The following is a 23,651-nucleotide window of genomic DNA, read 5'->3' on the forward strand; positions in this document are numbered from 1 at the left end:
TTTAGAAGATCTATAATCATGTTCAGTCATTTGATTGTGTAACCATTTTGCTATAAAGTAATTAAATGAATTTATTACTAAAAATTATATTTATTACAATACAAGAAAACCAATGAATAAAACCGAATACCTTATCGAAAAGATAGATGCCTTAATCATATCCTCTTTTATATAATTGATTCGGTAATAGTGTTGGCTCTAAACTGATAATGCAGTACATATAAGTTTGACTACAATATGGTTCATAATTCGAGCATTGTTATTTAAATATAATTATTTGAAAATTATGCACAAATCCAAAAAATATCTATTAGTCCCTATATCAAATTGATTTATAACATAAGGTGTTAAATGAAAATAAGTGAACTTCAAGCGTTCGTAACAGTTGTAGAAACAGGTAATATAACCTTAGCTGCTGAGCGTTTGAATCGTGTCCAATCGAGTATTTCTCATAGAATACAAAGTCTTGAAAACAATCTTGATACCCTTTTGTTGGACAGAAAAACTGGAGGATGCATTCCAACTAAACAAGGATTGATATTGTATGAATATGCACTCAAAATTTTAAAGTTAGCGGAAGATTGCAAAAAAAATATCGCCAATACCAAAGAAAATTATGCAAATATAAATGTTGGAATAATTGAATGCCTACCACCTTATATCATTACGTCCTTAATTAATTTAGGGCAAGAACTCGGATTAAATATTAATATTACCATCGGCAATACTCTCAGTTTACTCAATGCTTATGATAAAAATGAATTTGATATTGTAATTATTGGTTCTGGCTTTTCAAACGAAAAACATACAACTAAAATACTACTTGCATCGGAACTCGTTATAGCAACAGATAAAAGTCACCCAACAATTACCAATATTGCTAATCTTGATGGCAAAACTTTTTTGGTCAGTAGTAAACAATGCGCAACATCAAAACGAAACTTCGAAATGTTATTTTCTGCCAGTAATATTAAACCAGAACGAGTAATTGAATGTGGATCTTATCCTGTACTTTTTTCAAATATAGCATTAGGAAAAGGAATCGCATTAGTATTACGTTGTTCAATTAGTAATGAGATAAAAAACAAAATTAAACTACATAAGCTAGACAAACAATTTAATGAGTTCAAAATCGAATTGGTCCATCACACAAACTATTCTTATTTTGACATCAACAAATTGATTAATATGATTACTTCAGTTTTTCAAGATCCTCGATTAAGCTATATAGGCTATTGATAATAACTTTTATTTAAGAAATATGATAAAGATATAACTTGCAATGGATATGAATTTATAAAATAACGCTAATTCACATTACAGTTAATATAAAAATACTTAACCTATTAATTCAATGAAAAAATCATTTTGATAAATAACCATACTTAATCAATCATCTATAACTATTTCATATCCTGTTCGATTTTTTTTGATATAACCGAAACCTTTGGATCCAAAATGCATACCACCAACAAGCATGTTATCGCGACAAACCATTTTTAGCACTTGGGAACGTGTTTCTGTTGCTAATTTCGGATCATAATCAAAAGCAATAGAGACATTTGGTTTTAATAATTGAATATATGGGAAATGGACAATATCCCCCCAAATTAATAAACTTTGCTTACTACCAACAATTTTATAACCCGTATGTCCTGGTGTATGGCCTGGTAGAGGAATAGCAAATATATTAGGAAATACCTGATTTTTATTAATGAAACCCAATCTATCTTGATACTGTTTGCAAACATTGCGAGCCAAAATAATATTATTTTTTACACGTTCTGAAGCAGCTATAAAAGAATTTTCATCTTGCAAATAATTATACTCATCTTCACTAATCAATAAATTAGCATTTCGAAAAACAACTTCTCCCTTAGAAGTAAGCAAACCACCAATATGATCTGGATGAGCATGAGTTAATAGAATAGCATCGATATCTGTAGCTTTAAGACCTAGCTTAGTTAAATTATTAACTAATTCTCCTCCCCAACCTTTTACTCCACCAGCACCAGCATCAATTAGAATATTCATTCCTTGTTTTTGAACTAAAAATGTATTGATATGCACGGCATTTAGTTTTTTTTGATGAGCATTTCGCTGGATTCTTTCACACTCTGCAAAATCAATATTTGCCAGTAAATCAAAGTTAACATCCAAGTAACCATCACTAATTGCTGTAACTAAAATATTTCCTAGTTCTTTGTTTGAAAATTCGTTATTCATAGTTAGAAACCTTTAATTTTTAGCAAATATATTGTCGACGTCATACATAAAACAACGAATTCTGGCTTTAACAGCCATTTTTTCTTCAATTAATAAATCAACCTGATGTAAATAGGTTTTCATCACCTCTTCACTACGAAAAATTTCTTTTCTTAATTTGGCTTCAAAATAGATCGGTCTTCCATAACCGATATCTGTTGTTAAATAAGCTATGTGTATATTATCATCTTTGGCTTTCAACACTTTTTGGGTTAACTGTTTTAAACAAATTGAAAATTCAGAAAAAGCTTCATTTTCAATCTTATGGTTTTCTGAAGTGTAAATTGTAATACTTGGCATTTAATTCTCTCCATTATCAACTTAACTGAATTTATTAACCTAACCAGATAAGTACTATCATCTTTTAAAGCGTAGCAATATTATTAAAAGATTATATATTTTATGCTAATGGATAATTTCGATGTCCTCATCGAAATGGTTAATAGACAAATTAGATTAGAGCATGATTTTTATTTATAAATAGGCATAGAACTGGATGCTAACAATTTTAGTTTAGGATTAAACATTTCTTTTTAGACTAAAGTGTCTTGTTAATGAAAAAGGACGCTTCACCACTGACATGGGTAATAAATGACTTAGCGATTTTTTGGGTTTATCAAATAACGCTAAGGTCCAACCGCCTTCGATCATAAATTCAAAAGAAAGCCTTTTTTCTGAAACAATCACTAAATCACTGAAAAAACCTGTATAATACATTTGGTATATCATCGCTTTATCAATTATTCGATTTTGTTGTAAATCGAATAAATAAATAGCTAAAATTTCTTCAAATGGACAATCAAAAGTAACAAATAACAAAATATTATTTTCAGCTGTTAATAGAGCTGCCTCTAAGCAAGTTCCATCTATATGAACTTTACTATCATGGCCATCAATAATGATTGTATTGTTATGGATTTGTATATTGGTTAATTTTTTAATCATAAAGCAGCTACTTTTATTTGCCCCTAACTAACATTAGTTCAACATTTATAAAAAAATAATAATGCAGATAATAAAGCTAAATATATATTTAATATTTTAACATTGTAATAATATAAGTAAGATAATTTGTTTTATATTATTTTATAGAAACATCATTATAAACAATTGATTATACAGCTAACAATAAGGATTATCGCTGGTTTAGTAATGAGCAATAGATCATAAATTTAAGTTTTATTAGAAAAAGTATTTCATCATCTGCTTTTGCAGAAATTATTAATACGTAATTTTTTAAAGAGGTAAATAAAATTGGCTAAAGTAAATACTTCACTGTTAAAAAGACGATTGGATATTGCTGAAATAGTTAGAAAACAAGGTGAAGTTAAAGTTGATGAATTATCTGAATTATTAAATGTATCGGGTGTCACAATACGACAAGATTTAAATTATTTAGAACAACAAGGTTATCTTAAGCGATCCTTCGGCGGAGCTATATATTTACAGCCAAAAGATAATTTTGATAAATCTCATCTCGACTCAAACAATGAAGCCAATAACTCTTACTCAGATATTAGTTTGATTATGCGATGTTTATCATTCATTAATGATGGTGATACAGTATGTTTATTAAATGGTAGGATAACCAGTAAACTCATACCATATTTATATAATAAGAAAAATCTCACATTGCTTGTAAATGATTTAAGTTTTGCTATGTTAGCAAAAGATTATATTCAAGGAGAAATAGTATTAATTGGAGGAGTATTTAATCAAAAATATACCAATTTTGATAAAAAAGATGTGCAAACGATCTTAACTAAATATGAATTATCTACTGTTATATTTGAAATAGAGGCAATCAACATCGATGATGAAATTGCTATATCTAATGGTCAATTGATGGAAGGATATCAATTATTATTAAACAACGCTAATTGTCGCATCGCACTTCTACCCAGTCGAATTGAAGAAAATGATACTTTTGGATTCGCTTCTCTTCAACAAATTGATGTCATCATTCTTTCTAACTCAACAATGGCAGAATATCATCAGCAGATAACTAATTGTTCATTTAAACAATCTAGTGTCAATAAAGATAGCGTTATCTATCAAAACTCAATGAAAAACTAAAATTAATTTAGAATTCCTGCAACTAAATATGATATCAGTAAGGAGTTTATTATTGATTTTCTTAGAAACAGTAATACCTTGAATACTTTGATATAAACTATTATTTAGTTAGACTTTTTATTTGATATTGTAAGCTAATTTTAGTTAAGATTCGCCCTAAAATTAGTGACAACGTCACTCAAATAAACAGAAATTTTGGTAGCTACTTTCAATATTATTGATTGCTGAAGGCGTAAAACAATATATAAAAATTATTGATTATTATTAATATAATATACTGTTTTCTATTGAAAAGTTAATTAAAAAGCCCCTTATTAGGGGCTTAATCATGATTGAAATAAACTATTTTTGTAGGAATTTTTCAAGCTGCTCTAATGTTGACGTACCTTGCATTGGTCCTTGTTTTGTCACCGCCAATGCACCGCAAGCATTAGCATAAGTTAAGGCTTTTTTGGCTGTAAAACCTTTATGAATTAAAGCAACATATGCGCCACCAAAGCAATCCCCGGCTCCAGTCGGATCTATTTCGGTAACTAAATGAGGTTGCACATCAAAAGATTCACTTGCTGAATAATAACTCGCTCCCTTATCACCTTTTTTTATAACAATAGACGATATACCATTATTTAAAAAATAATCGATTGCTTGTTTCTCATTATCCGTATCGGCTAATAATGTGACTTCACTTTCACTTGGTAGGTAAATATCGGTTTGTTGTAATATTGCTAACAGCGCATCTTTCACGCCAGGCAGATTTAACATTTCCTTGCGGATATTAGGATCAAAGGAAATGATACCCTTATTTTGTTTAACTATAGCTATAGCTTTTTTAGCGGTATCAAGAATTTGTTTAGAAAACAATGAAGACCCCATTATATGAAGATGGTCACAATCTTGTAAAATCTTTTGACTAACCATGTCTTCATTAATCAGAGCACAAGCAGCATTTTTTATATTAAAAATAAAATCCCGACTACCATCCTCATGATAAGTTACAAATGCGCTTCCCGTAGTTTGGTCATCCATAACTTTAATATGAGAGATATCAACACCATCATCAGCCAGTTTTTTTATATTTAACTCACCAAAGCCATCATTACCAACACAACTTATCATCGCTGCTGGTTCATCTAATTTCGCCACTTGATCGATAAAAATTGCTGGAGCACCACTGGCAAATGGGCCCTTCCATAGTCCATCATGAGTAAATAATTGCCCTTTTTGGTTAGCCATAATTTCGACAACAATTTCACCTAGTGTAAATACTTTTTTCATATTAATTCAACTCCGCTTAAACTCTATTTTTCTTATTACGAACATCAATATATACAGCTAATAGAATGACTAATCCTTTAACAACTAGTTGATAAAAATAAGGAATGTTCATCAAGTTCATGCCGTTATTAATAACACCGATGATTAGAGCGCCTATCATTGTTCCAATAATTGTGCCGTGACCGCCATTTAAGCTTGTTCCACCTAAAACAGCTGAAGCAATAGCATCTAATTCATATCCTTGCGCGGTACTTGGTTGACCTGAATAGAGTCTTGATGCTAACAATAACCCACTGATCCCTGCCATTAATGCAGTTATCATGAATACTTGTATTTTTAATTTTTTAACATTAATTCCTGAATAAACGGCAGCTTCTTTGTTGCCACCAGTAATATAAATTTTTCGACCAAATGTTGTTTTAGATAAGATAAAATGATTGACTAATAACAATATTAATAGCACCCATATTGGATTAGGTATTGAAAAAATATCACCATTACCTAATTCAAGAAATACATCATCCATAATCATCTCGGGTTTACCATCGGTAATGATATAAGCAATTCCGCGGAAAATTCCCATGGTTGCCACAGTAACAATAAACGATGGAATACCAGCAAGAGCCGTTAAACTACCATTTATAAAACCAACAGCAATTGAAAGTAGCAAGGCTATAGATATAGCAAGATAAAATGGTAATCCCCAAAGTAAAGCAAGTGCCGCTAATGTACCTGTTAACGCTATAGTTGAACCAACTGATAAATCGATATCACCAAGTAACAATACATATGTCATACCAAATGCAGTAATCGCAATAATTGATACTTGCAAGACGATATTCATAATGTTGGTACTCGTTAAAAAGTTACTATTCATAAATGAAAACAGAATGAATAAAGCAATTAGCCCGATAACAATTCCCCCATATTGACGGAATACTTTAAAAAAAGATTCTTTAAAATTACTATTATTCATCGAGGTATTTTCTTTAGTATTCATGCAGATGCTCCTGTTGCTATATTCATTACTTCTGGTTGAGTTAACCCTTCAGTATTAAATTCCTTTACAATTTTTTTATTACGCATAACAAATAGACGATCACTGATAGACATCACCTCGGGTAGTTCTGATGAGATCATAATGATTGCAGTACCTTTTGATGATAGTTCTCTTATTAATTTATAAATTTCCAATTTGGCACCAATATCTATTCCCCGAGTTGGTTCGTCTAAAATCAAAATTTTAGGTGGCTTCACTAACCATTTGGCAATAACGATTTTTTGTTGGTTACCACCACTTAAACTACCGGTTACTTGGAATGGATTATTGGTTTTAATAGCCATCTTTTTTATATATTTAGTCGAATTTAATAATTCTTTTCTATTATTGATGATAAAAGATGGCTCATATTGAAAGGCAATATGATTAATATTTGAATGAACATCATGCATCAAAACCAAGCCTTCTTCTTTACGATTTTCGGTAACGAAAGCAAGGCCATGTTCAATGGCTTGAGTTGGTGAATTAATATTGACTTTTTTACCTGAAATAAAAATCTCACCTTGGTATTTAGTTACCCCAAACAACGCTTTCATCACTTCTGACCTACCGGCACCAACTAAACCAAAAAAGCCAACTACTTCACCAGAATGCACCTTAAAGCTAATATTTTTGAATTCTCTAGAATGATCTAAATTTCTAACTTCTAATAAAGGTGGATCATCCTGAATTTGATGTGGTAATTTTGGTGGATAAATATTTTGTACTTCACGGCCAACCATTTCAGCAATCAACTCATCGATGGTGGTTTCGTTTTTTTGATGGGTGGCAATATACTCACCATCACGCATAACAGAAATATCATCAGAGATACGCATGATCTCATCCATCCGGTGCGAAATATATATAATTGCAACACCTTTCTGTTTAAGCTTCTCTATTATATTGAAGAGTAGTTCTGCTTCATTATCACTTAATGATGAAGTCGGTTCATCCATGATTAATACTTTTGCGTCATAACTAAGTGCTTTAGCTATTTCAACCAATTGCCGTTGCGCCATAGACATGGTTCCAACAATTTGTGCTGGATTTAACTTAATTCCATACTCAGCAAATAATGCATTACAATTTTTAATCATTTGATTATCAGAGATAATGCCATATTTATTTGGTTCATTATTGGCATAAATATTCTGAGCAATCGTTAGATTATTACTTAAACTCAATTCTTGGAAAACAATAGCAATCCCTATCTTTCTTGATTCTGTTGGATTCTTTATAGTAATAACATTGCCTTGATAGGTAATTGTTCCACTACTTGGCGGATAAATTCCAGCGAGAATTTTCATTAATGTAGATTTTCCTGCGCCATTTTCGCCCAATAGCGTATGAACTCTACCTTGGTAGATATCTAAACTAACATTTTTCAAAGCTTGAATCGGACCAAAATTTTTGGCAATAGAATCCACAGATAAAATGATATTATTCATTAGTTGATTCCTTGTGGAAGGGATAGATATTACCCTATCCCTTATTATGAATTATTCTTTTCCTGTGTATACACCAGGGGTGACTGGGATTACTTCATCGACTTTTTTACCATTTAAATAGTCAATTGCAGTAGCTACAGCGATTTCACCTAATTTATTTGGATATTGTTGAATTACAGCTACGAATGTCTTTTCTTTATCTACAGCTTTTCTTGCTTCATCCATGCCATCAAAACCAATGATTTTTATATCATTATTTTTAACAGATTTCGCCGCGATAACCGCTGATAATGCAGCATCATCACCAAAACCAAAAATTCCATTTAAGTCTGGGTATGCTTGTAACATATTTTGTGCAACAACAAGAGCTTCTGCACGAGTAATTCCTGTTTGAATAGACACTATCTTGACGTCTGGAGTTTTAGACAATCCTTCTTTAAATCCATCAACACGATCAACAACTGATTGCACCATAGGATAATCAATAACACCAACCGTTCCTTTACCGTTTAATAATTTCCCCATTAACTCACCGGCAGTAACACCACCAGCATAATTGTTGGTCGCAATATGACTAACGACTTTGACGCCAACGGCAGGAACATCAACAGTAATAACTGGAATATTCGCCTTTTCAGCTTTCATAATTGCAGCTTGTACACCTTTTGAATCAACTGGTGATAAAATAATTAAATCCACTTTTTTAATAATAAAATCTTCAATGTCTGAAATTTGCTTATTAAGATCTTGGCTAGCGATGGATAGTGATAAATCAACATTTTCCTGTTGAGCTTTTTGTTTTATAGCATCTGCTAATGAGATATAAAAAGGATGTTGTTGGGTTAATAATGAAACACCTATATGATATTGCTTAGCATGTGCGCCGAAAGTGAAAAAAAATAGAAAACACACAAAAAAGAGTTTAGATATTTTTTTCATAGAAAGAGCTCCTTAATTTTAAGCATGATAATTAACCTTATAGGAAAGAATAAATCATCCAATCTTTTATTCTTTATCATCATGCAACTATCAAAATACAATACAAAGAAAAATATTCTTAAAAAGATTTGAAACCATAATTTTTCTCTATTTACTGCAATATTCGTAACTTTACGCTACGTATTATTAGTATAGTTTTTGAAACAAATTTTATTGTGACGAAGCTCTCAAATTTTCAAAATAAAAGCAAAAATATAAAAATATATTTTCATTTTAAAAGTTAAATATTATTTATAGGAGATTTAAGAGTAAGCTAGCAACATCAATATTGACTACTACAAACTCAATTAGAAACAGACAAAATAGTCTAATTAAATCTTTTTAATCGTCAAATTTTTGCTTATTTAAATTAAAAAATAATAAGTAAAACTACTTTCATTTTTAATGATAAATAATGTTATGATTAATTTGTAAAAATGAAAGATAAAAAATAGGGATGTTTACATGGAAATAAACATGACGCAATTTGATATTAAAATTCATCTTCCCAGAAAGCAGCAAATTGTATTTACCGATCTTAATCAACAACTACATGACATATTAAATATTTATCAACACTGTATAGATGACAATGCCCACTGGTATCCAACTCGAAGTACAGCCAAAGGTAAGCCTAAAGCTTTAATTTATGGTTCTGAAGGATTTACCGAATATGGATTAAAAAAACTATCACGTGCTTGTAAACAAATCGACACAAGAGGCAGTGTTTTATTATGTTTTGCCGATAGTCAAAAATTATCTAATTGTAATCTGATGTTCTATTCCGGATACAAAGCTATCGGAGGTTTTCAGGCGGGTACATCTTCCGTTGGTTTTTCTTTTGATTTACCTGAAAGTAAACAAATTATTGATAAAATGGCATCGTTTATAACTGGATTAGCACAAAAATTTAGCCATAACTTTATTACTATGAATAGTAGAGAAATTCCTAGTTCAATTTATATCTTTCCGCCACGTATAAACTTATCTTTAATGGCTTACATACCTAGTCCATTACAACATAAAGATTATCCAGAAGTTTATCAATTAATACCAATTATAAAAGAGAATAAGCATGTTGGTACTGTCATTATTTTATTTGATCATTTTCCTAATAGACAAAATATTAATGATGATATTAAAACTATGAATAATGTGGAATTGAAATTGCGTGAAGCAGATCTTTTACCTATGAAAAACGATTTATAATCTATAACATTAATATAAAAATTTGAGAATTAAAATGGTTGAAATGATAAACAATAAATCTACTTTGTTAGATGCAACTAAAATTCTAGTTAACACAGCGGCGATTATAGCTGTAATAAAATATGACCCTGATGTCAATCCATCACGAAGTGAAATTGAAGCCAAGAAAGCGATTAAAAATGGGCCGCAAACAATTAAAAGCAACTCAAGATTAACGGCAGAACAAAAGGCAAAAATAACTCAAGATGCCGCTGATAAATTAGCCGAAGCACTATTTTTAAATAGAACAATTTATCATGTTGATGCGAATAGTTATATCAATGAATTAATTACCAATATGCAAAGTGAGCATATTTCATTACCTAATGAAAACTCAACTCAATTATTTCAGCGATTATTGGCGGCTTATCATTATTTAGTTGATTTAAAATTTACTGAAATTAAGGTCATTGAAACCTATTTATATGCCTACGCATCTGACCCAACGTTTAAAGATAACCCTATAGTTAAGGCATGGATCGAAAAAACGGACCAACCAGCACAACAACAATTTCAAGATATGATTTATGTAGCTCGTAAATTCGATTTTATTGAAAATTATCTTAACGAATAATAAAACATATAAAACAAAGCCCTTCTTTATAAGGGCTTTATAAAAGCTAATTTCAATAACATTGATTAGCATAAAATGTCTAGATTAATAACAATTAAGGTGATGACTATTAATTTAATTCAATTGAATATAAAAAAGCGCCATTAAATCGCTTATAAGTTATCGAATCAATCATTAAAACATCGTATTATTATTTTCTGCCTGCTCTGGTACATTTTGGATCACATCCCAATGTTCCACTATTTTTCCATCTTTAACTCGGAATATATCAACCACCGCTTTACCAAGATCATCATTATTGATTTTAGAATGTACATGTAACCATACAATATCGCCTTCTACTGATGAACGAATTATAGTATTACTTGATTGTGGATTTTGTTTAAAGAAGCCTTCGAAATACGTAATCGCAGGTGCTCTACCATTAGCAACATAGGGATTATGTTGTTTATAATCTTCAGACAGCGTTTTAGTTGCCTCAGCCACTTGATGCTTATTAAAGAAGTTATTATAAAAATTGATAACCAGTGTACGATTTTCTTCCTCTTGAGCAAGATTTCTTTGCTTTAGATCTTTTGCAACGGCAATACCAGTAAAACTCAACAAACAAATACCAATAACAAAGCTTTTTTTAATTACATTCATACCAACTCCAATTTCTATTTTAATTTAGATAAACTCTTTTTATAATGCTTTATTAGTCTATAATGTAGACCACTTAGATAGTAACAATAAAAATTAAATTAAACAATAAGTAACATAAATATGACTAGGTCAACTCAATGTGACTTAATCTGTTTAGGCAAACGAGATAACGATAATTATGACAATGGCTAAAACGACAAAAAGTGAACTATTTGAATTTGACCATCCATGTCCTATTCGTGATGTTCTCGATAGAATTGGCGATCAATGGAGTCTGTTAATTCTAAAATCATTAGAACATAATGCGATGCGATTCAATTCTTTACATAAAGAAATTGGTGATATATCACGGCAAATGCTGTCACGGACATTAAAAAGACTTGAGAAAGATGGCTATATTACTCGAACCGTTTATGCACAAGTCCCTGCTCGTGTAGAGTACGCTCTAGCTGAGCTTGGTATATCATTTCTTAAACCAATGAACACATTAATACAGTGGGCGGATGATAATCATCAAGCGATTTGTCGAGCGAGAAAACGGCAAAATTAGTCATTATTTGAATAGTTATTTTTGCAAGGATAAAAAAGCTAACCAAATATATTGGTTAGCTAATGATTTAATTACTGACAGATAAAGTTTTCAGGATTATTCGTATCCCCTTTACCTTGATAAATCGTTTTTTGTGGATATTGGCATAAAGGACGTTGTATGGTAACCTGACCATTTTCAATTTTTTGGGCAGTTAATCTGTTTGGCGCTTGTTTTTTCTCAACCCAATTAACGAGCGACTCAAAACCATTAATTTTATCTGGGCCATCACCACCATTACAATGATCAACACCAGGAGCTAGGTAGAGTTTTGCAAAATCATCGACTGAATCTTTACCGCCCATAATCTTCAATACATTATTATAATATTGAATTGTTCCTTTCGGTGCGATCAGGCGATCATTCAAACCATGCCAAATAATCATTTTGCCACCCAATTTTTTAAATTGGCTCAAATCGGCATTATCAGTTCCCATTATTGGACGGAATAACTCTACTGATTCATTAAAATAGTTATCAAAACCGCTGTAACCTAATGTTTTCCAGTCAAAATTAGGATCTTGTTTAATCCAATACTTTAAATAATCCTCTGGAATAGGAAAAGGCCCTTTATTACTAGCTAAAACATCAAGTGGTGCAGTCGGTTCAATGCTAAACCATAAAGATTTGCCATTTTGATCTGTTGGTCCTTGCCAAATTTTTCTTAGTGTGAGAACTTCGTCCTTATCAAGTCCTGCTTTATTTAGCAATTCATCGCTGATTTCTACTGCTGCTGGATCACTAACTAGGCCATCTTTAATACCATCTTTTTCATCAGCCAGTTCAATAATCGCTTTTCTAACTTTTTCCAGTTTATCGTTATCGATCGGTTTACCTAGCTCTTGTTGCATAACAATTTGAGGCCATATTTCTGCTGGTACAAATTTATCCCAATGGATTGCTGGTGCTGCAATATACAAACCATCATAATCAGCCGGATACCTTTGTGCTTCCATTAGCCCTTGTCTTCCACCAGTTGAACAACCATTCCAATATGCATAATTAGCAGCTTGACCATAATATGACGCTATGACTTGTTTGGTTTTTACAGTCATCTCATGTACACTACGATAAGCAAAATCAGTTATCGAATCGGCCTGTAATTTACCATCTTTAAAGACAAATTTGCCTTCCACTAAATTACCTGTATGTCCAGTATCTGTAGCGGCAGCAACATAACCATTTTTAGCCGCTACGGCTAATTTATCAAATGGTATAAATCCTGCATATCCACCACCACCTATTGCTTGTAATCGCTGATTCCAATTAGTAGGCAACCAAACTTCGACATTAATAGCCGGTTCAATGGATAATTCGACGCGACAAATCTGCGGTAAATCAACAATTTCTTTAGCTTTAGCACCTCTTAAAGTATCAGCCAATTTAGAACTTGGTGAAAAACGATCGGCAATTATTTCGCTACTTACTACTTTAGCATTCTCTAATTTCAAATTTGCCAATGCGTGACAACGCTCTTCGACATTAGCTTTCGCGGAAGTCGCATAAGCAGAAGATGCTAAACAACTTAACACCGATAAAAACAATAAACTGTATTTCATCATATCCTCATCCCTATCCTCAAAAAATATAATTTATAAAACTAGTTATCATTAATATTAGTCATTAGCCGTATAAATAACAACATTAATCATGATTATTTTTATCAGTGAATATCACTTATCGATAGTAATTTAATACCTATTTTAATCATCTATTTTTATTTTTTTACACTCATTTTTATTGAATTAAGAATTTTATACTGTATATTTATACATATATTGTTTTTTAATACGAATTATCCAGCACTATTCGTTTTTATTAATTTTTCGGAGTCTTTTCTTGAATAAATATTGTGTTGTCCTTGGGCAAGCTAATAGTTCGCTCACTGCTTATTTACCTTTAGTTGATACACCAGTAAGAGCTGGATTTCCATCTCCTGCTGATGATTATTTAGAAACAAAACTGGATCTAACCAGTCATTTAGTGAAGCATCCTAGTGCAACTTACTATATTAAAGCAATTGGTGACTCAATGATTGATTATGGCATTTATAGTGGTGATCTCCTTGTTGTCGACCGATCTTTACAACCAAAAGTAGATGATATTGTTGTTGCTGCTGTGGATGGTGAATTAACCTGTAAATGTTTAAGTTTTATCAATGGCGAACATCATTTATTGTCTGGCAATAAACTTTATCCACCTATTTCATTAGCTGGCAAAGACGTGCATATTTGGGGAGTGGTAATACATACCATTCATTCCCTACGTAAACGAGGACACTGATGATTGGCTTAATTGATTGTAATAATTTTTACGCATCTTGTGAGCGAGTATTTAATCCCAAATTAGAAGGAAAACCAATTGGTATTCTTTCTAATAATGATGGTTGTGTAATCGCTCGTTCTAATGAATTAAAACCATTAGTCGCTATGGGTATGCCGGCCTATCAAATTCCACCCCATATTCAAAAAAAAATTACCTTATTAAGCTCTAATTATGAGCTTTATGGAGATATGAGTCAGCGAGTATTTGATACCGTTCGTCATTATACTGCGGATATCGAACTCTATTCGATCGATGAAGTTTTCATTCATCTAAACGGGTTTAGCCATGCTTTAAATCATTGTCAAAATTTAAAAGCAATAGTAAAACGTGATACAGGTATCCCAGTCAGTATCGGGATTGCCGCAACTCGCACGCTAGCAAAGTTAGCTAATCATATCGCCAAAAAACAACCTATTCATCAAGGTGTTTATTGTTTTCCGACGGCTCAGGAAGAAAAAATAACTATCTTAAAGCAATTCTCAGTTGAAGATATATGGGGGGTTGGTTGGCGAATTGCGCAACGGTTAAAAGTATTAGGTATTCACACCGCTTGGGATTTACACCAAACAAATTTAAAACAAATTAGACAGTCTTTTTCAGTTGTCCTTGAGCGTACCGTACTTGAGCTACGTGGTATAAATTGTATTGAATTAGATGATCTACATACAGCTAAAAAAAATATTATGACATCACGTAGTTTTGGCCATTTAACCAATAATCTATTTGATATACAAGAAGCAATCCGTGTACATGCAAGCCGTGGCGCAGAAAAATTGAGAAAGCAAAAATCAGTTGCTAATGCCGTACTGGTGTTTTTAAAAACTAATCGATTTCGACCTGAATTAGCGCAATATAATCCGTCAGTTGTGGTGCCATTATTATCGGCGAGCGATGATTCAAGAATTATCATTCATGCTGCCCAAAAAGGGTTACAATCCATTTATAAACCAGGTTTTTTATTTATGAAATCAGGTGTGATGTTACTTGATTTAAAAACTAAAGATAATTATTGTCAATCGGATTTATTTACTGCTGAAACATCAGCAACTGAAAAACACAAAAGTGAACAATTAATGAAAACCATAGATGACATCAATCAGAAAATGGGAAAAAATACTATTCACTTAGGTGGTATCAGACAAACTGCTGCATGGCAAATCAAGCGAGAGCGACTTAGCCAACGATATACGACTCGTTGGGATGAGTTACCTTTGGTAAAATAGATAACTGGTTAACCGCTAAGATAATAATTTAATCAATCGATTGAATTGAATTACCTTGTTCATTTCTTACATCAACATATACATCCCATTTTCTATAATCACTATTAATAGATTTTTCACAAGAAATTGAAAGCCCATATTTATGAGGAAGATTTTTTAAGCCTAAGCGTATTTTATGCCACTTTACCTTTAATGGTAAAAGGCAGTTAGATGCGTAAAATTTTCTATTTGCTTCAAGTGTATGTAAATTAGTATGATGTTCTTGATTATAGGTGGCTATAAATTCAGCCGCCTTATTATCAATTTCACCGAAAACTTCATCAAGCGTCATAGCCTGTGCAAAAGGAACAGTAATAACAGCTACAATTGCGATACTATATTTTAGTAAATGAATCTTTTTCATAAAAAACTTTAATAATTTAAATTATTAAGTGCAAATAAAGTTAATTTTTGCACTTTTATTATTCATAAAATTAAGAGCCCATATTAACAATTGAACTACGAAAGCGTTTCAGTGCAATAAGGAAAAACACACTACCGATTCCTAATAACCACGCATACGAGGTCCAAACCACACTTAAACCAGCCCCTCGATATAAAATTGCTTGCCCTAATTCGACAAAATGGGTGGTAGGTGCAAATAACATAATATTTTGCACCACTTCAGGCATACTTTCTCTTGGCGTACTACCACCAGAAAGCATCTGTAACGGTAAAAGAATCAAAATAAATAGCATCGCAAATTGTGCGGTTGATTTAGCCACGGTTGCCATAAAGATACCGAGTGACGTTGTCACGAATAAATGCAAAGCAGCACCAACTAAAAATAAGGTAATCGAGCCCTCAATTGGCACATTTAACCAACCATGAACAACGACTAACAATGCACCCCAAGTCGAAACTAGTACCACCAACCCCATTGACCAAACTTTTGAGATCATAATTTGAAATGGTGTCACAGGCATTGATAGCAAGTGATCGATAGTACCATGCTCGCGCTCTTTCATTAACGCTGCACCGGTTAAAATAATCGACAATGTGGTAACTATATTAATAATCTCCATGACAGAACCAAACCAAGAACGGGTTAAATTAGGATTAAAGGCTGCATGAACCTCAATATTGACCGGCAAACTGGTTGGTTTATCAATTTGATTAAAGTATTTAGTTATTTCGCTGGTGACAATTTGCGTAATATAACCATTACCTACAAAAGCCTGCCCCATTCGGGTTGCATCAATATTCAGTTGAATTTCTGGACTTTGGTTATTTAACACATCACGTTGAAAATTAGGTGGTATATTTAATGCAAAAGTATAACTATCAGTATCCATTCCGCGATCAACTTCATCCATTGAATTTAATTTAACTGGTTTATTAAACATTGGCGGATAAAGCGCTGCGATAATTTGCCTTGATAAAGGCGAATCATCTTCATCAACCACCGCAATTGAAGCATGATGAAGTGAGTCTGAAGTTGCGGTAGCTGCGGTATAAATATCCAGCGTAAAGCAGTAGGCGATTAATAATAACATGATTGGATCACGAATCAATCCCCATAACTCTTTAATACCTAAGCGATAAATATTAATAAAACTTTGCATAATATCTATCCTTCTTGTTTCTTGAGGAGGAATATACTTGCACCAAGTATAATCGGAATAGTGATCAGTAAGGTAAATATTGAGTTATGTAAATCAAAAAATCCTAATGCCTTATTGAAAACACCCCGAGCAATAATAAGCATATGGGTAGTTGGATAGACTTCACCAATATATCGCCCACTCCCTTCTAGTGATGCTACTGGATTGAGTAATCCCGAAAATTGTATCGCTGGTAACATAGTACCAACACAGGTTAAAAAGATAACCGCAATTTGGCTACGTGTTACCGTCGAAGCAAGTAAACCAAAGCCAGTAGCAATGATACAATAAGCTAATCCAGCTAAACATAAAGTTAGCAAACTGCCTTTTATCGGTACACCAAATATCGTAACCGCCATAAGCAACAGCAATAAAAAGCTAAGCATCGAAATAACAATATAAGGAACCTGTTTACCTAATAAAAACTCAGTTCGAGTAACAGGCGTTACATATAAGTTAATTATTGATCCCATCTCTTTTTCACGCACTACGGATAATGCTGCTAACATTGACGGAATCATTAAGAGTAAAATAGGAATGACCGCAGGAACCATCGCTTGCAAACTTTTAATATCCGGATTATAACGATAGCGGGTCTCAATATTTGCCAATGAGCTAGATGCGGTGCCGGTAGTGGTTTTGATTTTGTCACTTAACCAAGCAAGGTGCATACCTTGTACATATCCTTTAATTGTGTCGGCACGTAATGGCATGGCGCCATCAATCCAGATACCGATATTAACTGGATCACCGCGTAGAATATCACGGCCAAAATTAGGGGGAATTTCAATAGCCAACGCTATCTCATTACTTCTCATCCTATGATCCATATCATCATAATCTGTGATTGGCGGTTTCTCGATAAAATAACGCTTGGAGCCAGATAAATTAGTAATATAGTTTTGACTGGTGATCGTTTGATCACGATCTAATACTGCAAAATTTAAATCCTCAACATCCATCGTGATACCATAGCCCATCACCAACATTAATATCGCTGAACCTAATAGTGCTAATAAAGCGCGCAATGGATCGCGGGATAACTCAAGTGTTTCACGCCACAAACAACCAATCAAACGAGTTAGACTGAACCCTTGTAGATGATGCGCATTGACTTTAACTTGCTCGTTATCATTAGTTACGGCTTTAGGCATTTCGCTAGCTTTTTCATCATTGTTTGTATCATCAGCGCCAGCATCAACTAAATATTGAATAAAGGCCTCTTCAAGAGTTTTCGCATCTTTAGAATGAATAATATTATCTGGCGTATCGCTGGCTAAAACCTTACCAGCATGCATTAACGAAATCCTATCACAACGCGCCGCTTCATTCATAAAATGGGTGGTGATAAATACGGTAACTTTATCTTTTCGCGATAGTTCAATAATTAAACGCCAAAAGTCATCACGAGCAATCGGATCGACCCCAGAGGTAGGTTCATCGAGAATAAGAATTTCAGGATTATGCACCACAGCAACCGATAAAGAAAGTCTTTGCTTAACGCCTAACGGTAGACTATCTGGCAAACTTTTCAATTCATTTTCCAGACCAAAACGCTTAACTAACTCCTCGACTCGTGCTGGTATTTTACTTTCTTCAATACCAAATAGACGAGCATGTAACACGAGGTTTTGCTCAACCGTCAATTCACTATAAAGTGAGAACGCCTGCGACATATAACCTAAATGACGTCTTACATTAATATCACTGGCATCAACTGGTTTACCAAATAACCACGCTTCACCTGATGAAATAGGTAATAGACCGGTTAACATCTTCATGGTGGTTGATTTACCGCAACCATTTGATCCTAAAAAGCCAAAAATCTCGCCTTGCTTTATAGAGAAATTAACGTGATCAACCGCAATAAAATCGCCAAATTGCTTAGTTAATCCTTTGGCTTCGATTGCTACTTTTAAATCTTGATTTAAATCTAATGGTGGGATTTCAACGGCCTGATAACCTTCTCTAGCATCTTCAGGCATTAATTGAATAAAAGCATCATCTAAATTATCTTTCCCTGTTTTGGCTAACAGTGCTTGTGGTGTACCTGTTTCGAGGATCTTACCGCCATACATTGCCACTAACCAATCAAAGTTTTGTGCCTCATCCATATACGCAGTAGCAACAATAACACTCATTTGTGGACGTTGCTCACGGATTTTATTAATGAGTTGCCAAAATTGTGCACGAGAAAGCGGATCAACACCGGTTGTTGGTTCATCAAGAATAAGTAAATCAGGATCATGAATCAAAGCCGAACATAAACTTACCTTTTGTTTCATTCCGCCAGAAAGACGACCCGCAGGCCGAGATAGAAAAGGATATAAACCAGTGCTTTTAGTTAACTCATCAATACGTCGCCGTCTTTCGGCGGCATCATTACCAAATAGACGGGCAAAAAATTGTAAATTTTCTTCGACTGACAGTGTAGGATAAAGGTTTTTACCTAATCCTTGTGGCATATAAGCAATACGGGTACATACGTTTTGACGATGTGATTTATCTTTCATATCCCCATCTAAAACGTAAACTAATCCCTCTTGGATGACATGCGCGCCGGCTATCAAAGATAATAGACTAGATTTACCCACTCCATCGGGACCGATCAATCCCACCATACATCTTGGTGGGATAGCAATACTGACATCCTTGAGTGCACAAGTTTTTTTATAATGTAATGTTACATTACTGACATTGACAACTGCATCTTCAATGGTTTTACCTTCATCAAGTAACCTCAAATCCTTTTTATCCGATTCTGACATATGCTATCTCCAATTATTTTGTTTGGCATTTTGCAACATCAGATAAACCTGAAGGCCACTCCGTATTAGGATCAAGTCTAACCCATGCAACGCCAGGAAGACCGGTTTTAACATGAGTAATATAACATCTTAACAATTCTGGACTTAATTGTGCTTTAACTCTAAACATCAACTTTTGACGTTCATCTTTGGTTTCAACTGTTTTAGGCGTAAATTGTGCCACACTAGATACAAACGAAACTTTGGCAGAAATAGCTTTATCTGGAAGAGCATCAAGCACTAGCCTAACTTCATCACCAATACCCACTTTCCCCGCAATTGTTTCTGGCAAAAAGAAAGTCAAATAGACATCGGATAGATTGACTAGATTTAATACTTTTCCACCTGAAGATAAAACTTCACCTGGTTGGGCTATACGATATTGAATACGGCCATCAACAGGAGCGGTTAAGGTACTATCATTAATATCAGCTTGAATTTGATTAATATTCGCTAACGCTACATTTATCGCTGATTTAGCGCTTTCTACACCAGCTTGAGCAGCTTCAATCGCTGCATCGGCAGCAGTAACTTGTGATTTAGCTGAATCTAATGCGGCTTTGGCACTATTTACTTTAGCAGTATCATCATCAAATTGTTGTACTGAAATCGCTCCTTTTTGATAAAGTGCAGCAGTACGTTGTAAATGCTTATTGGCTATATCTAAGTCACTTTCTCTTTGTGTAACACCAGCTAAAGCAGCAACTTTATCACTCATTTTTAAAGCTACTTGTGCTTTTGATGTCGCTTCATTACTCATAGCTTGTCGATGTTGAGCTTGGGCTTCATTTAATTGCGCTTGTAACGTATCAGTTTGCATAATGACTAGCGGTTGGCCTGCAGTGACAAAATCGCCCTCTTCAACATTAATCTTTTCAATTCTACCGGCTAATTTGGTAGAGATATTGATTTCAGTAGCTTCGATACGTCCGTTGCCACTAGTAAAATCAGCACCATAGCCATCAGGCTTAAATTGCTGCCACAAAATAAAACCAATAATAACAACTACAACTGCAATAACAATCCATTTTTTGTTTATTTGTTTCATGAATAACACCTTATTCTAAAGTGACAAATCTATAATATAACTTAACGAAAAATTTAATCGTTAGAATCGATTTATTTTCAATATGCTCATCATAACAAATGTATTTTATAAATAATATCAACTCGCAAGACAAACGCAGTAAAAGCTAAAAAAGGTCATTTATAATTTTAAATAGAGATCACAATAAACGTAGATGATGATTTATAAAGAAAAGCAAAAAAAATGAATATCCAATTAATTTAATTGAAAATTATTTTAATATATTATTGATTTAGTCAATAGAATGAGGTTAATAAAAAAAACTAAACTCCAAATCAATATAAAATTAATTTGGAGTTATTTTATAATATGTTAAACGATTATCTTGAAAAAGATCATAAATCCGGTCTAAAACGTCTTAATTCTTTTAATGGAATATCACCTTGAATAGTACATTGAATCGTCACTTTTCCAATAATATTATCAGTTTCAAGAAACAATATGTTCTCGGCAGTACCTTTAACCGGACTGGTATTGTTTAATACATGTTTATTGTCAGACCAAACACCATTTTTATAAAATAATGCATTGGCAATATTAAGTGTATTATCTGCCGATATTTGCCAATCAACCCATGAGAGCGCACTTTTAATCTCTTCAAAGGTATTATCGGTGTTAAATCCCCAAAAATAGTACTTCAGATGTTCATCGTAAATATATTCAGATTGTTCAAAGCCTTCTATTTTCAAACCATTAAAGATAATTGGAGGATCAAATGTAAGTCTACTTTTTCTAGGATTATTATTTAATTTAGTGACAAATTTGCTATAACCATTTGGTAAAGTTACGATTGGAAAATAATTACGATATTTTTTTTGATTTAAATCCGAAAAAAAAGTCTTATCACATTGGGTAAAGCTTTTTAATAAATGACTAAAATCATCATCAAATGATGGATTTTGCGCATTTGCGAAAAATGGCATGAGTAAACCAATAAAACATAATGATTTAATCTTCACTGTCTATTTCCTTATTAGTGATTAATAATAATTTTTTACTTTGAGTAGCCTTAAAATAAGTTATTATATCAATAATGACAAATAATATTTAGTCTATCTTTAACTATAGTAGTAGCGAAATATTCAATGATGAAACAATTAGTTGCTAATCAATAACCGTCTAACAAAATAGCAACAAGATATTGCTAGCAGTGTTGTAAGGAAATATAGTAATTAAATATATTTTTCTCAGCGTTATGACTTATTTAATAAAGGTGATTTTATGGCTCTTCCTTCTTTTTTGACAATTTATAATGAATTAATATCCACTCCAACTATCAGTAATGTAACCAATGAAAAATTAGATTATTCCAATAAGCCACTAATTGACAAATTAGCGCAATGGTTTGCTGATTTAGGCTTTACAATTGACATTCAACCTGTACCAAATACTCGTAATAAATTTAATATGCTAGCCACCTATTCCAATAGTGACAATAAAACTCAAGGCGGCCTATTATTAAGTGGTCATAGTGATACAGTGCCTTTTGATGATGGACAATGGAGCAAAGATCCATTCAAGTTAACCGAAGAAAATAATAAGCTTTATGGGCTAGGCACTGCAGATATGAAAGGATTTTTTGCATTTATATTAGATGCATTGCGTGATATCGATCTTAAGACATTAACCAAACCAATTTATGTATTAGCCACCGCAGACGAAGAGACATCAATGGCTGGTGCTTCATTTTTTGCCCAACAAACGCAACTACAACCAGACTGCACGATTATCGGCGAACCTACTTCATTGATTCCTATTCGTGCTCATAAAGGATTTATATCTAATTCAATTAGAGTTATTGGTAAGTCAGGCCATTCAAGTGATCCAGACAAAGGTATTAATGCTATCGAAATCATGCATTTAGTGATTGAAAGATTACTTATTTTGAAGCAAAAATTCAAACAACAATATCATAATGATGGCTTTAGCGTACCTTATCCAACCATGAATCTTGGTGTTATTCATGGTGGTGATGCAGCTAATCGTATTTGTGGCTGTTGTGAATTGATTATTGATATTCGGGTTTTACCAGATAACGATATTGACTCACTTTATAATGCCCTTTGTGAAGCATTACAACCCGTTATGGACCAATATCCTAATCGAGTTTCCATCGAATATGAGGTATCACCAATACCGGGCTATGAATGCAAAAAAGATCACCCAGCATTAAATCATATCGAAAAACTGGTTGGTCACACTGCGCAAACCGTTAACTACAGTACTGAAGCACCATATTTAAATCAAATCGCCCCAACCATCGTTTTAGGACCGGGCTCGATTGAGCAAGCTCATCAACCGGATGAATTTATTTCAATGGATTTCTTAAAACCGACCAAATTAACCATTGAAAATTTAATTAAAGATTTTTGTTTATAAAAAGTACATTCGCCGGCAATGTCGGCGAATCAGCTTAATGCTATTAA

Annotated in this window: 22 protein-coding genes; 8 read left to right on the top strand and 14 right to left on the bottom strand. The window is 33.0% G+C overall.

Annotated features, from left to right (window positions below):
* Positions 1–351 precede the first annotated feature (351 nt).
* Entirely contained in the window at positions 352–1,239 is an 888-nt protein-coding gene (locus H3T56_RS03740) for a LysR family transcriptional regulator (RefSeq protein ID WP_198192064.1), read from the top strand.
* A gap of 150 nt (positions 1,240–1,389) precedes the next feature.
* Here H3T56_RS03740 and H3T56_RS03745 read toward each other — a convergent pair whose 3' ends face one another.
* The 3 genes from H3T56_RS03745 to H3T56_RS03755 form a co-directional block, all read right to left on the bottom strand.
* Positions 1,390–2,226, bottom strand: coding sequence for an MBL fold metallo-hydrolase (locus tag H3T56_RS03745; RefSeq protein WP_198192065.1), 837 nt, complete (start codon positions 2,224–2,226; stop codon positions 1,390–1,392).
* Between the two features lie 12 nt (positions 2,227–2,238).
* Positions 2,239–2,565, bottom strand: coding sequence for a hypothetical protein (locus H3T56_RS03750; protein ID WP_065578790.1), 327 nt, complete (start codon positions 2,563–2,565; stop codon positions 2,239–2,241).
* 219 nt (positions 2,566–2,784) lie between these two features.
* Positions 2,785–3,210 (bottom strand): hypothetical protein, encoded by a 426-nt coding sequence (locus H3T56_RS03755; RefSeq protein ID WP_065651154.1) that lies wholly within the window; start codon positions 3,208–3,210, stop codon positions 2,785–2,787.
* Positions 3,211–3,519: 309 nt separating this feature from the next.
* Here H3T56_RS03755 and H3T56_RS03760 point away from each other — a divergent pair, with 309 nt between their 5' ends.
* Entirely contained in the window at positions 3,520–4,341 is an 822-nt protein-coding gene (locus H3T56_RS03760) for a DeoR/GlpR family DNA-binding transcription regulator (RefSeq protein WP_065651155.1), read from the top strand.
* A 342-nt stretch (positions 4,342–4,683) separates the two neighbouring features.
* Here H3T56_RS03760 and H3T56_RS03765 read toward each other — a convergent pair whose 3' ends face one another.
* From H3T56_RS03765 to H3T56_RS03780, 4 genes are read right to left on the bottom strand one after another with little or no spacing between them, the layout of a single operon-like run.
* Positions 4,684–5,616 (bottom strand): sugar kinase, encoded by a 933-nt coding sequence (locus H3T56_RS03765; protein WP_086320602.1) that lies wholly within the window; start codon positions 5,614–5,616, stop codon positions 4,684–4,686.
* A 16-nt stretch (positions 5,617–5,632) separates the two neighbouring features.
* Positions 5,633–6,616: an ABC transporter permease gene (locus tag H3T56_RS03770; protein ID WP_198192066.1), complete on the bottom strand. Its 984-nt coding sequence runs from the start codon at positions 6,614–6,616 to the stop codon at positions 5,633–5,635.
* A complete protein-coding gene (locus tag H3T56_RS03775) occupies positions 6,613–8,106 on the bottom strand; it encodes a sugar ABC transporter ATP-binding protein (RefSeq protein ID WP_065578794.1) in 1,494 nt (497 codons plus the stop codon). The genes H3T56_RS03770 and H3T56_RS03775 overlap by 4 nt, the downstream gene beginning before the upstream one ends.
* A gap of 51 nt (positions 8,107–8,157) precedes the next feature.
* Complete coding sequence (locus tag H3T56_RS03780; RefSeq protein ID WP_065651157.1) at positions 8,158–9,045, bottom strand: substrate-binding domain-containing protein; 888 nt, start codon at positions 9,043–9,045, stop codon at positions 8,158–8,160.
* A 504-nt stretch (positions 9,046–9,549) separates the two neighbouring features.
* On the opposite strand from H3T56_RS03780, the gene H3T56_RS03785 reads away from it, so the two are divergent.
* Both H3T56_RS03785 and H3T56_RS03790 read left to right on the top strand, forming a co-directional pair.
* Positions 9,550–10,293, top strand: coding sequence for an Imm52 family immunity protein (locus H3T56_RS03785; protein ID WP_065578796.1), 744 nt, complete (start codon positions 9,550–9,552; stop codon positions 10,291–10,293).
* A 34-nt stretch (positions 10,294–10,327) separates the two neighbouring features.
* Positions 10,328–10,906 (top strand): hypothetical protein, encoded by a 579-nt coding sequence (locus H3T56_RS03790; protein ID WP_198192067.1) that lies wholly within the window; start codon positions 10,328–10,330, stop codon positions 10,904–10,906.
* Between the two features lie 174 nt (positions 10,907–11,080).
* Here H3T56_RS03790 and H3T56_RS03795 read toward each other — a convergent pair whose 3' ends face one another.
* Complete coding sequence (locus H3T56_RS03795) at positions 11,081–11,551, bottom strand: ester cyclase (protein ID WP_065578798.1); 471 nt, start codon at positions 11,549–11,551, stop codon at positions 11,081–11,083.
* Positions 11,552–11,735: 184 nt separating this feature from the next.
* On the opposite strand from H3T56_RS03795, the gene H3T56_RS03800 reads away from it, so the two are divergent.
* Positions 11,736–12,101 (top strand): helix-turn-helix domain-containing protein, encoded by a 366-nt coding sequence (locus H3T56_RS03800; RefSeq protein ID WP_065578799.1) that lies wholly within the window; start codon positions 11,736–11,738, stop codon positions 12,099–12,101.
* Between the two features lie 71 nt (positions 12,102–12,172).
* On the opposite strand, the gene H3T56_RS03805 is transcribed toward H3T56_RS03800, so the two are convergent.
* Positions 12,173–13,702: a tannase/feruloyl esterase family alpha/beta hydrolase gene (locus H3T56_RS03805; protein WP_065578800.1), complete on the bottom strand. Its 1,530-nt coding sequence runs from the start codon at positions 13,700–13,702 to the stop codon at positions 12,173–12,175.
* A 277-nt stretch (positions 13,703–13,979) separates the two neighbouring features.
* Between H3T56_RS03805 and H3T56_RS03810 the strand changes: the two genes are divergently transcribed.
* A complete protein-coding gene (locus tag H3T56_RS03810; RefSeq protein WP_065578801.1) occupies positions 13,980–14,423 on the top strand; it encodes a LexA family transcriptional regulator in 444 nt (147 codons plus the stop codon).
* Positions 14,423–15,688 carry a Y-family DNA polymerase gene (locus H3T56_RS03815; RefSeq protein ID WP_198192068.1) on the top strand — a complete coding sequence of 422 codons (1,266 nt, stop codon included), beginning with the start codon at positions 14,423–14,425 and terminating at the stop codon, positions 15,686–15,688. Before H3T56_RS03810 ends, H3T56_RS03815 begins: the two co-directional genes overlap by 1 nt.
* Before the next feature lie 28 nt (positions 15,689–15,716).
* On the opposite strand, the gene H3T56_RS03820 is transcribed toward H3T56_RS03815, so the two are convergent.
* The 5 genes from H3T56_RS03820 to H3T56_RS03840 form a co-directional block, all read right to left on the bottom strand.
* A complete protein-coding gene (locus H3T56_RS03820; protein WP_198192069.1) occupies positions 15,717–16,091 on the bottom strand; it encodes a hypothetical protein in 375 nt (124 codons plus the stop codon).
* Between the two features lie 70 nt (positions 16,092–16,161).
* Positions 16,162–17,292: an ABC transporter permease gene (locus H3T56_RS03825; RefSeq protein WP_086320648.1), complete on the bottom strand. Its 1,131-nt coding sequence runs from the start codon at positions 17,290–17,292 to the stop codon at positions 16,162–16,164.
* 5 nt (positions 17,293–17,297) lie between these two features.
* Positions 17,298–20,099 (bottom strand): ribosome-associated ATPase/putative transporter RbbA, encoded by a 2,802-nt coding sequence (rbbA, locus tag H3T56_RS03830; protein WP_198192070.1) that lies wholly within the window; start codon positions 20,097–20,099, stop codon positions 17,298–17,300.
* Positions 20,100–20,112: 13 nt separating this feature from the next.
* On the bottom strand, positions 20,113–21,186 hold the full coding sequence (locus H3T56_RS03835) for an HlyD family secretion protein (protein ID WP_198192071.1): 1,074 nt from the start codon (positions 21,184–21,186) through the stop codon (positions 20,113–20,115).
* A 374-nt stretch (positions 21,187–21,560) separates the two neighbouring features.
* A complete protein-coding gene (locus tag H3T56_RS03840; protein WP_198192072.1) occupies positions 21,561–22,184 on the bottom strand; it encodes a hypothetical protein in 624 nt (207 codons plus the stop codon).
* 262 nt (positions 22,185–22,446) lie between these two features.
* Here H3T56_RS03840 and argE point away from each other — a divergent pair, with 262 nt between their 5' ends.
* Positions 22,447–23,604 carry an acetylornithine deacetylase gene (argE, locus tag H3T56_RS03845; protein WP_086320650.1) on the top strand — a complete coding sequence of 386 codons (1,158 nt, stop codon included), beginning with the start codon at positions 22,447–22,449 and terminating at the stop codon, positions 23,602–23,604.
* Positions 23,605–23,651: the final 47 nt, after the last annotated feature.

Source organism: Gilliamella sp. W8123 (assembly GCF_016101085.1).
Lineage (GTDB): Bacteria > Pseudomonadota > Gammaproteobacteria > Enterobacterales > Orbaceae > Gilliamella > Gilliamella apis.

What these genes read in the sequence shown, in the direction of transcription:
- H3T56_RS03740 (WP_198192064.1), top strand. Translation starts at nt 352, where the DNA reads ATGAAAATAAGTGAACTTCAAGCGTTCGTAACAGTTGTAGAAACAGGT.
- H3T56_RS03745 (WP_198192065.1), bottom strand. Translation starts at nt 2,226, where the DNA reads ATGAATAACGAATTTTCAAACAAAGAACTAGGAAATATTTTAGTTACA.
- H3T56_RS03750 (WP_065578790.1), bottom strand. Translation starts at nt 2,565, where the DNA reads ATGCCAAGTATTACAATTTACACTTCAGAAAACCATAAGATTGAAAAT.
- H3T56_RS03755 (WP_065651154.1), bottom strand. Translation starts at nt 3,210, where the DNA reads ATGATTAAAAAATTAACCAATATACAAATCCATAACAATACAATCATT.
- H3T56_RS03765 (WP_086320602.1), bottom strand. Translation starts at nt 5,616, where the DNA reads ATGAAAAAAGTATTTACACTAGGTGAAATTGTTGTCGAAATTATGGCT.
- H3T56_RS03770 (WP_198192066.1), bottom strand. Translation starts at nt 6,616, where the DNA reads ATGAATACTAAAGAAAATACCTCGATGAATAATAGTAATTTTAAAGAA.
- H3T56_RS03775 (WP_065578794.1), bottom strand. Translation starts at nt 8,106, where the DNA reads ATGAATAATATCATTTTATCTGTGGATTCTATTGCCAAAAATTTTGGT.
- H3T56_RS03780 (WP_065651157.1), bottom strand. Translation starts at nt 9,045, where the DNA reads ATGAAAAAAATATCTAAACTCTTTTTTGTGTGTTTTCTATTTTTTTTC.
- H3T56_RS03785 (WP_065578796.1), top strand. Translation starts at nt 9,550, where the DNA reads ATGGAAATAAACATGACGCAATTTGATATTAAAATTCATCTTCCCAGA.
- H3T56_RS03790 (WP_198192067.1), top strand. Translation starts at nt 10,328, where the DNA reads ATGGTTGAAATGATAAACAATAAATCTACTTTGTTAGATGCAACTAAA.
- H3T56_RS03795 (WP_065578798.1), bottom strand. Translation starts at nt 11,551, where the DNA reads ATGAATGTAATTAAAAAAAGCTTTGTTATTGGTATTTGTTTGTTGAGT.
- H3T56_RS03800 (WP_065578799.1), top strand. Translation starts at nt 11,736, where the DNA reads ATGGCTAAAACGACAAAAAGTGAACTATTTGAATTTGACCATCCATGT.
- H3T56_RS03805 (WP_065578800.1), bottom strand. Translation starts at nt 13,702, where the DNA reads ATGATGAAATACAGTTTATTGTTTTTATCGGTGTTAAGTTGTTTAGCA.
- H3T56_RS03815 (WP_198192068.1), top strand. Translation starts at nt 14,423, where the DNA reads ATGATTGGCTTAATTGATTGTAATAATTTTTACGCATCTTGTGAGCGA.
- H3T56_RS03820 (WP_198192069.1), bottom strand. Translation starts at nt 16,091, where the DNA reads ATGAAAAAGATTCATTTACTAAAATATAGTATCGCAATTGTAGCTGTT.
- H3T56_RS03825 (WP_086320648.1), bottom strand. Translation starts at nt 17,292, where the DNA reads ATGCAAAGTTTTATTAATATTTATCGCTTAGGTATTAAAGAGTTATGG.
- rbbA (WP_198192070.1), bottom strand. Translation starts at nt 20,099, where the DNA reads ATGTCAGAATCGGATAAAAAGGATTTGAGGTTACTTGATGAAGGTAAA.
- H3T56_RS03835 (WP_198192071.1), bottom strand. Translation starts at nt 21,186, where the DNA reads ATGAAACAAATAAACAAAAAATGGATTGTTATTGCAGTTGTAGTTGTT.
- argE (WP_086320650.1), top strand. Translation starts at nt 22,447, where the DNA reads ATGGCTCTTCCTTCTTTTTTGACAATTTATAATGAATTAATATCCACT.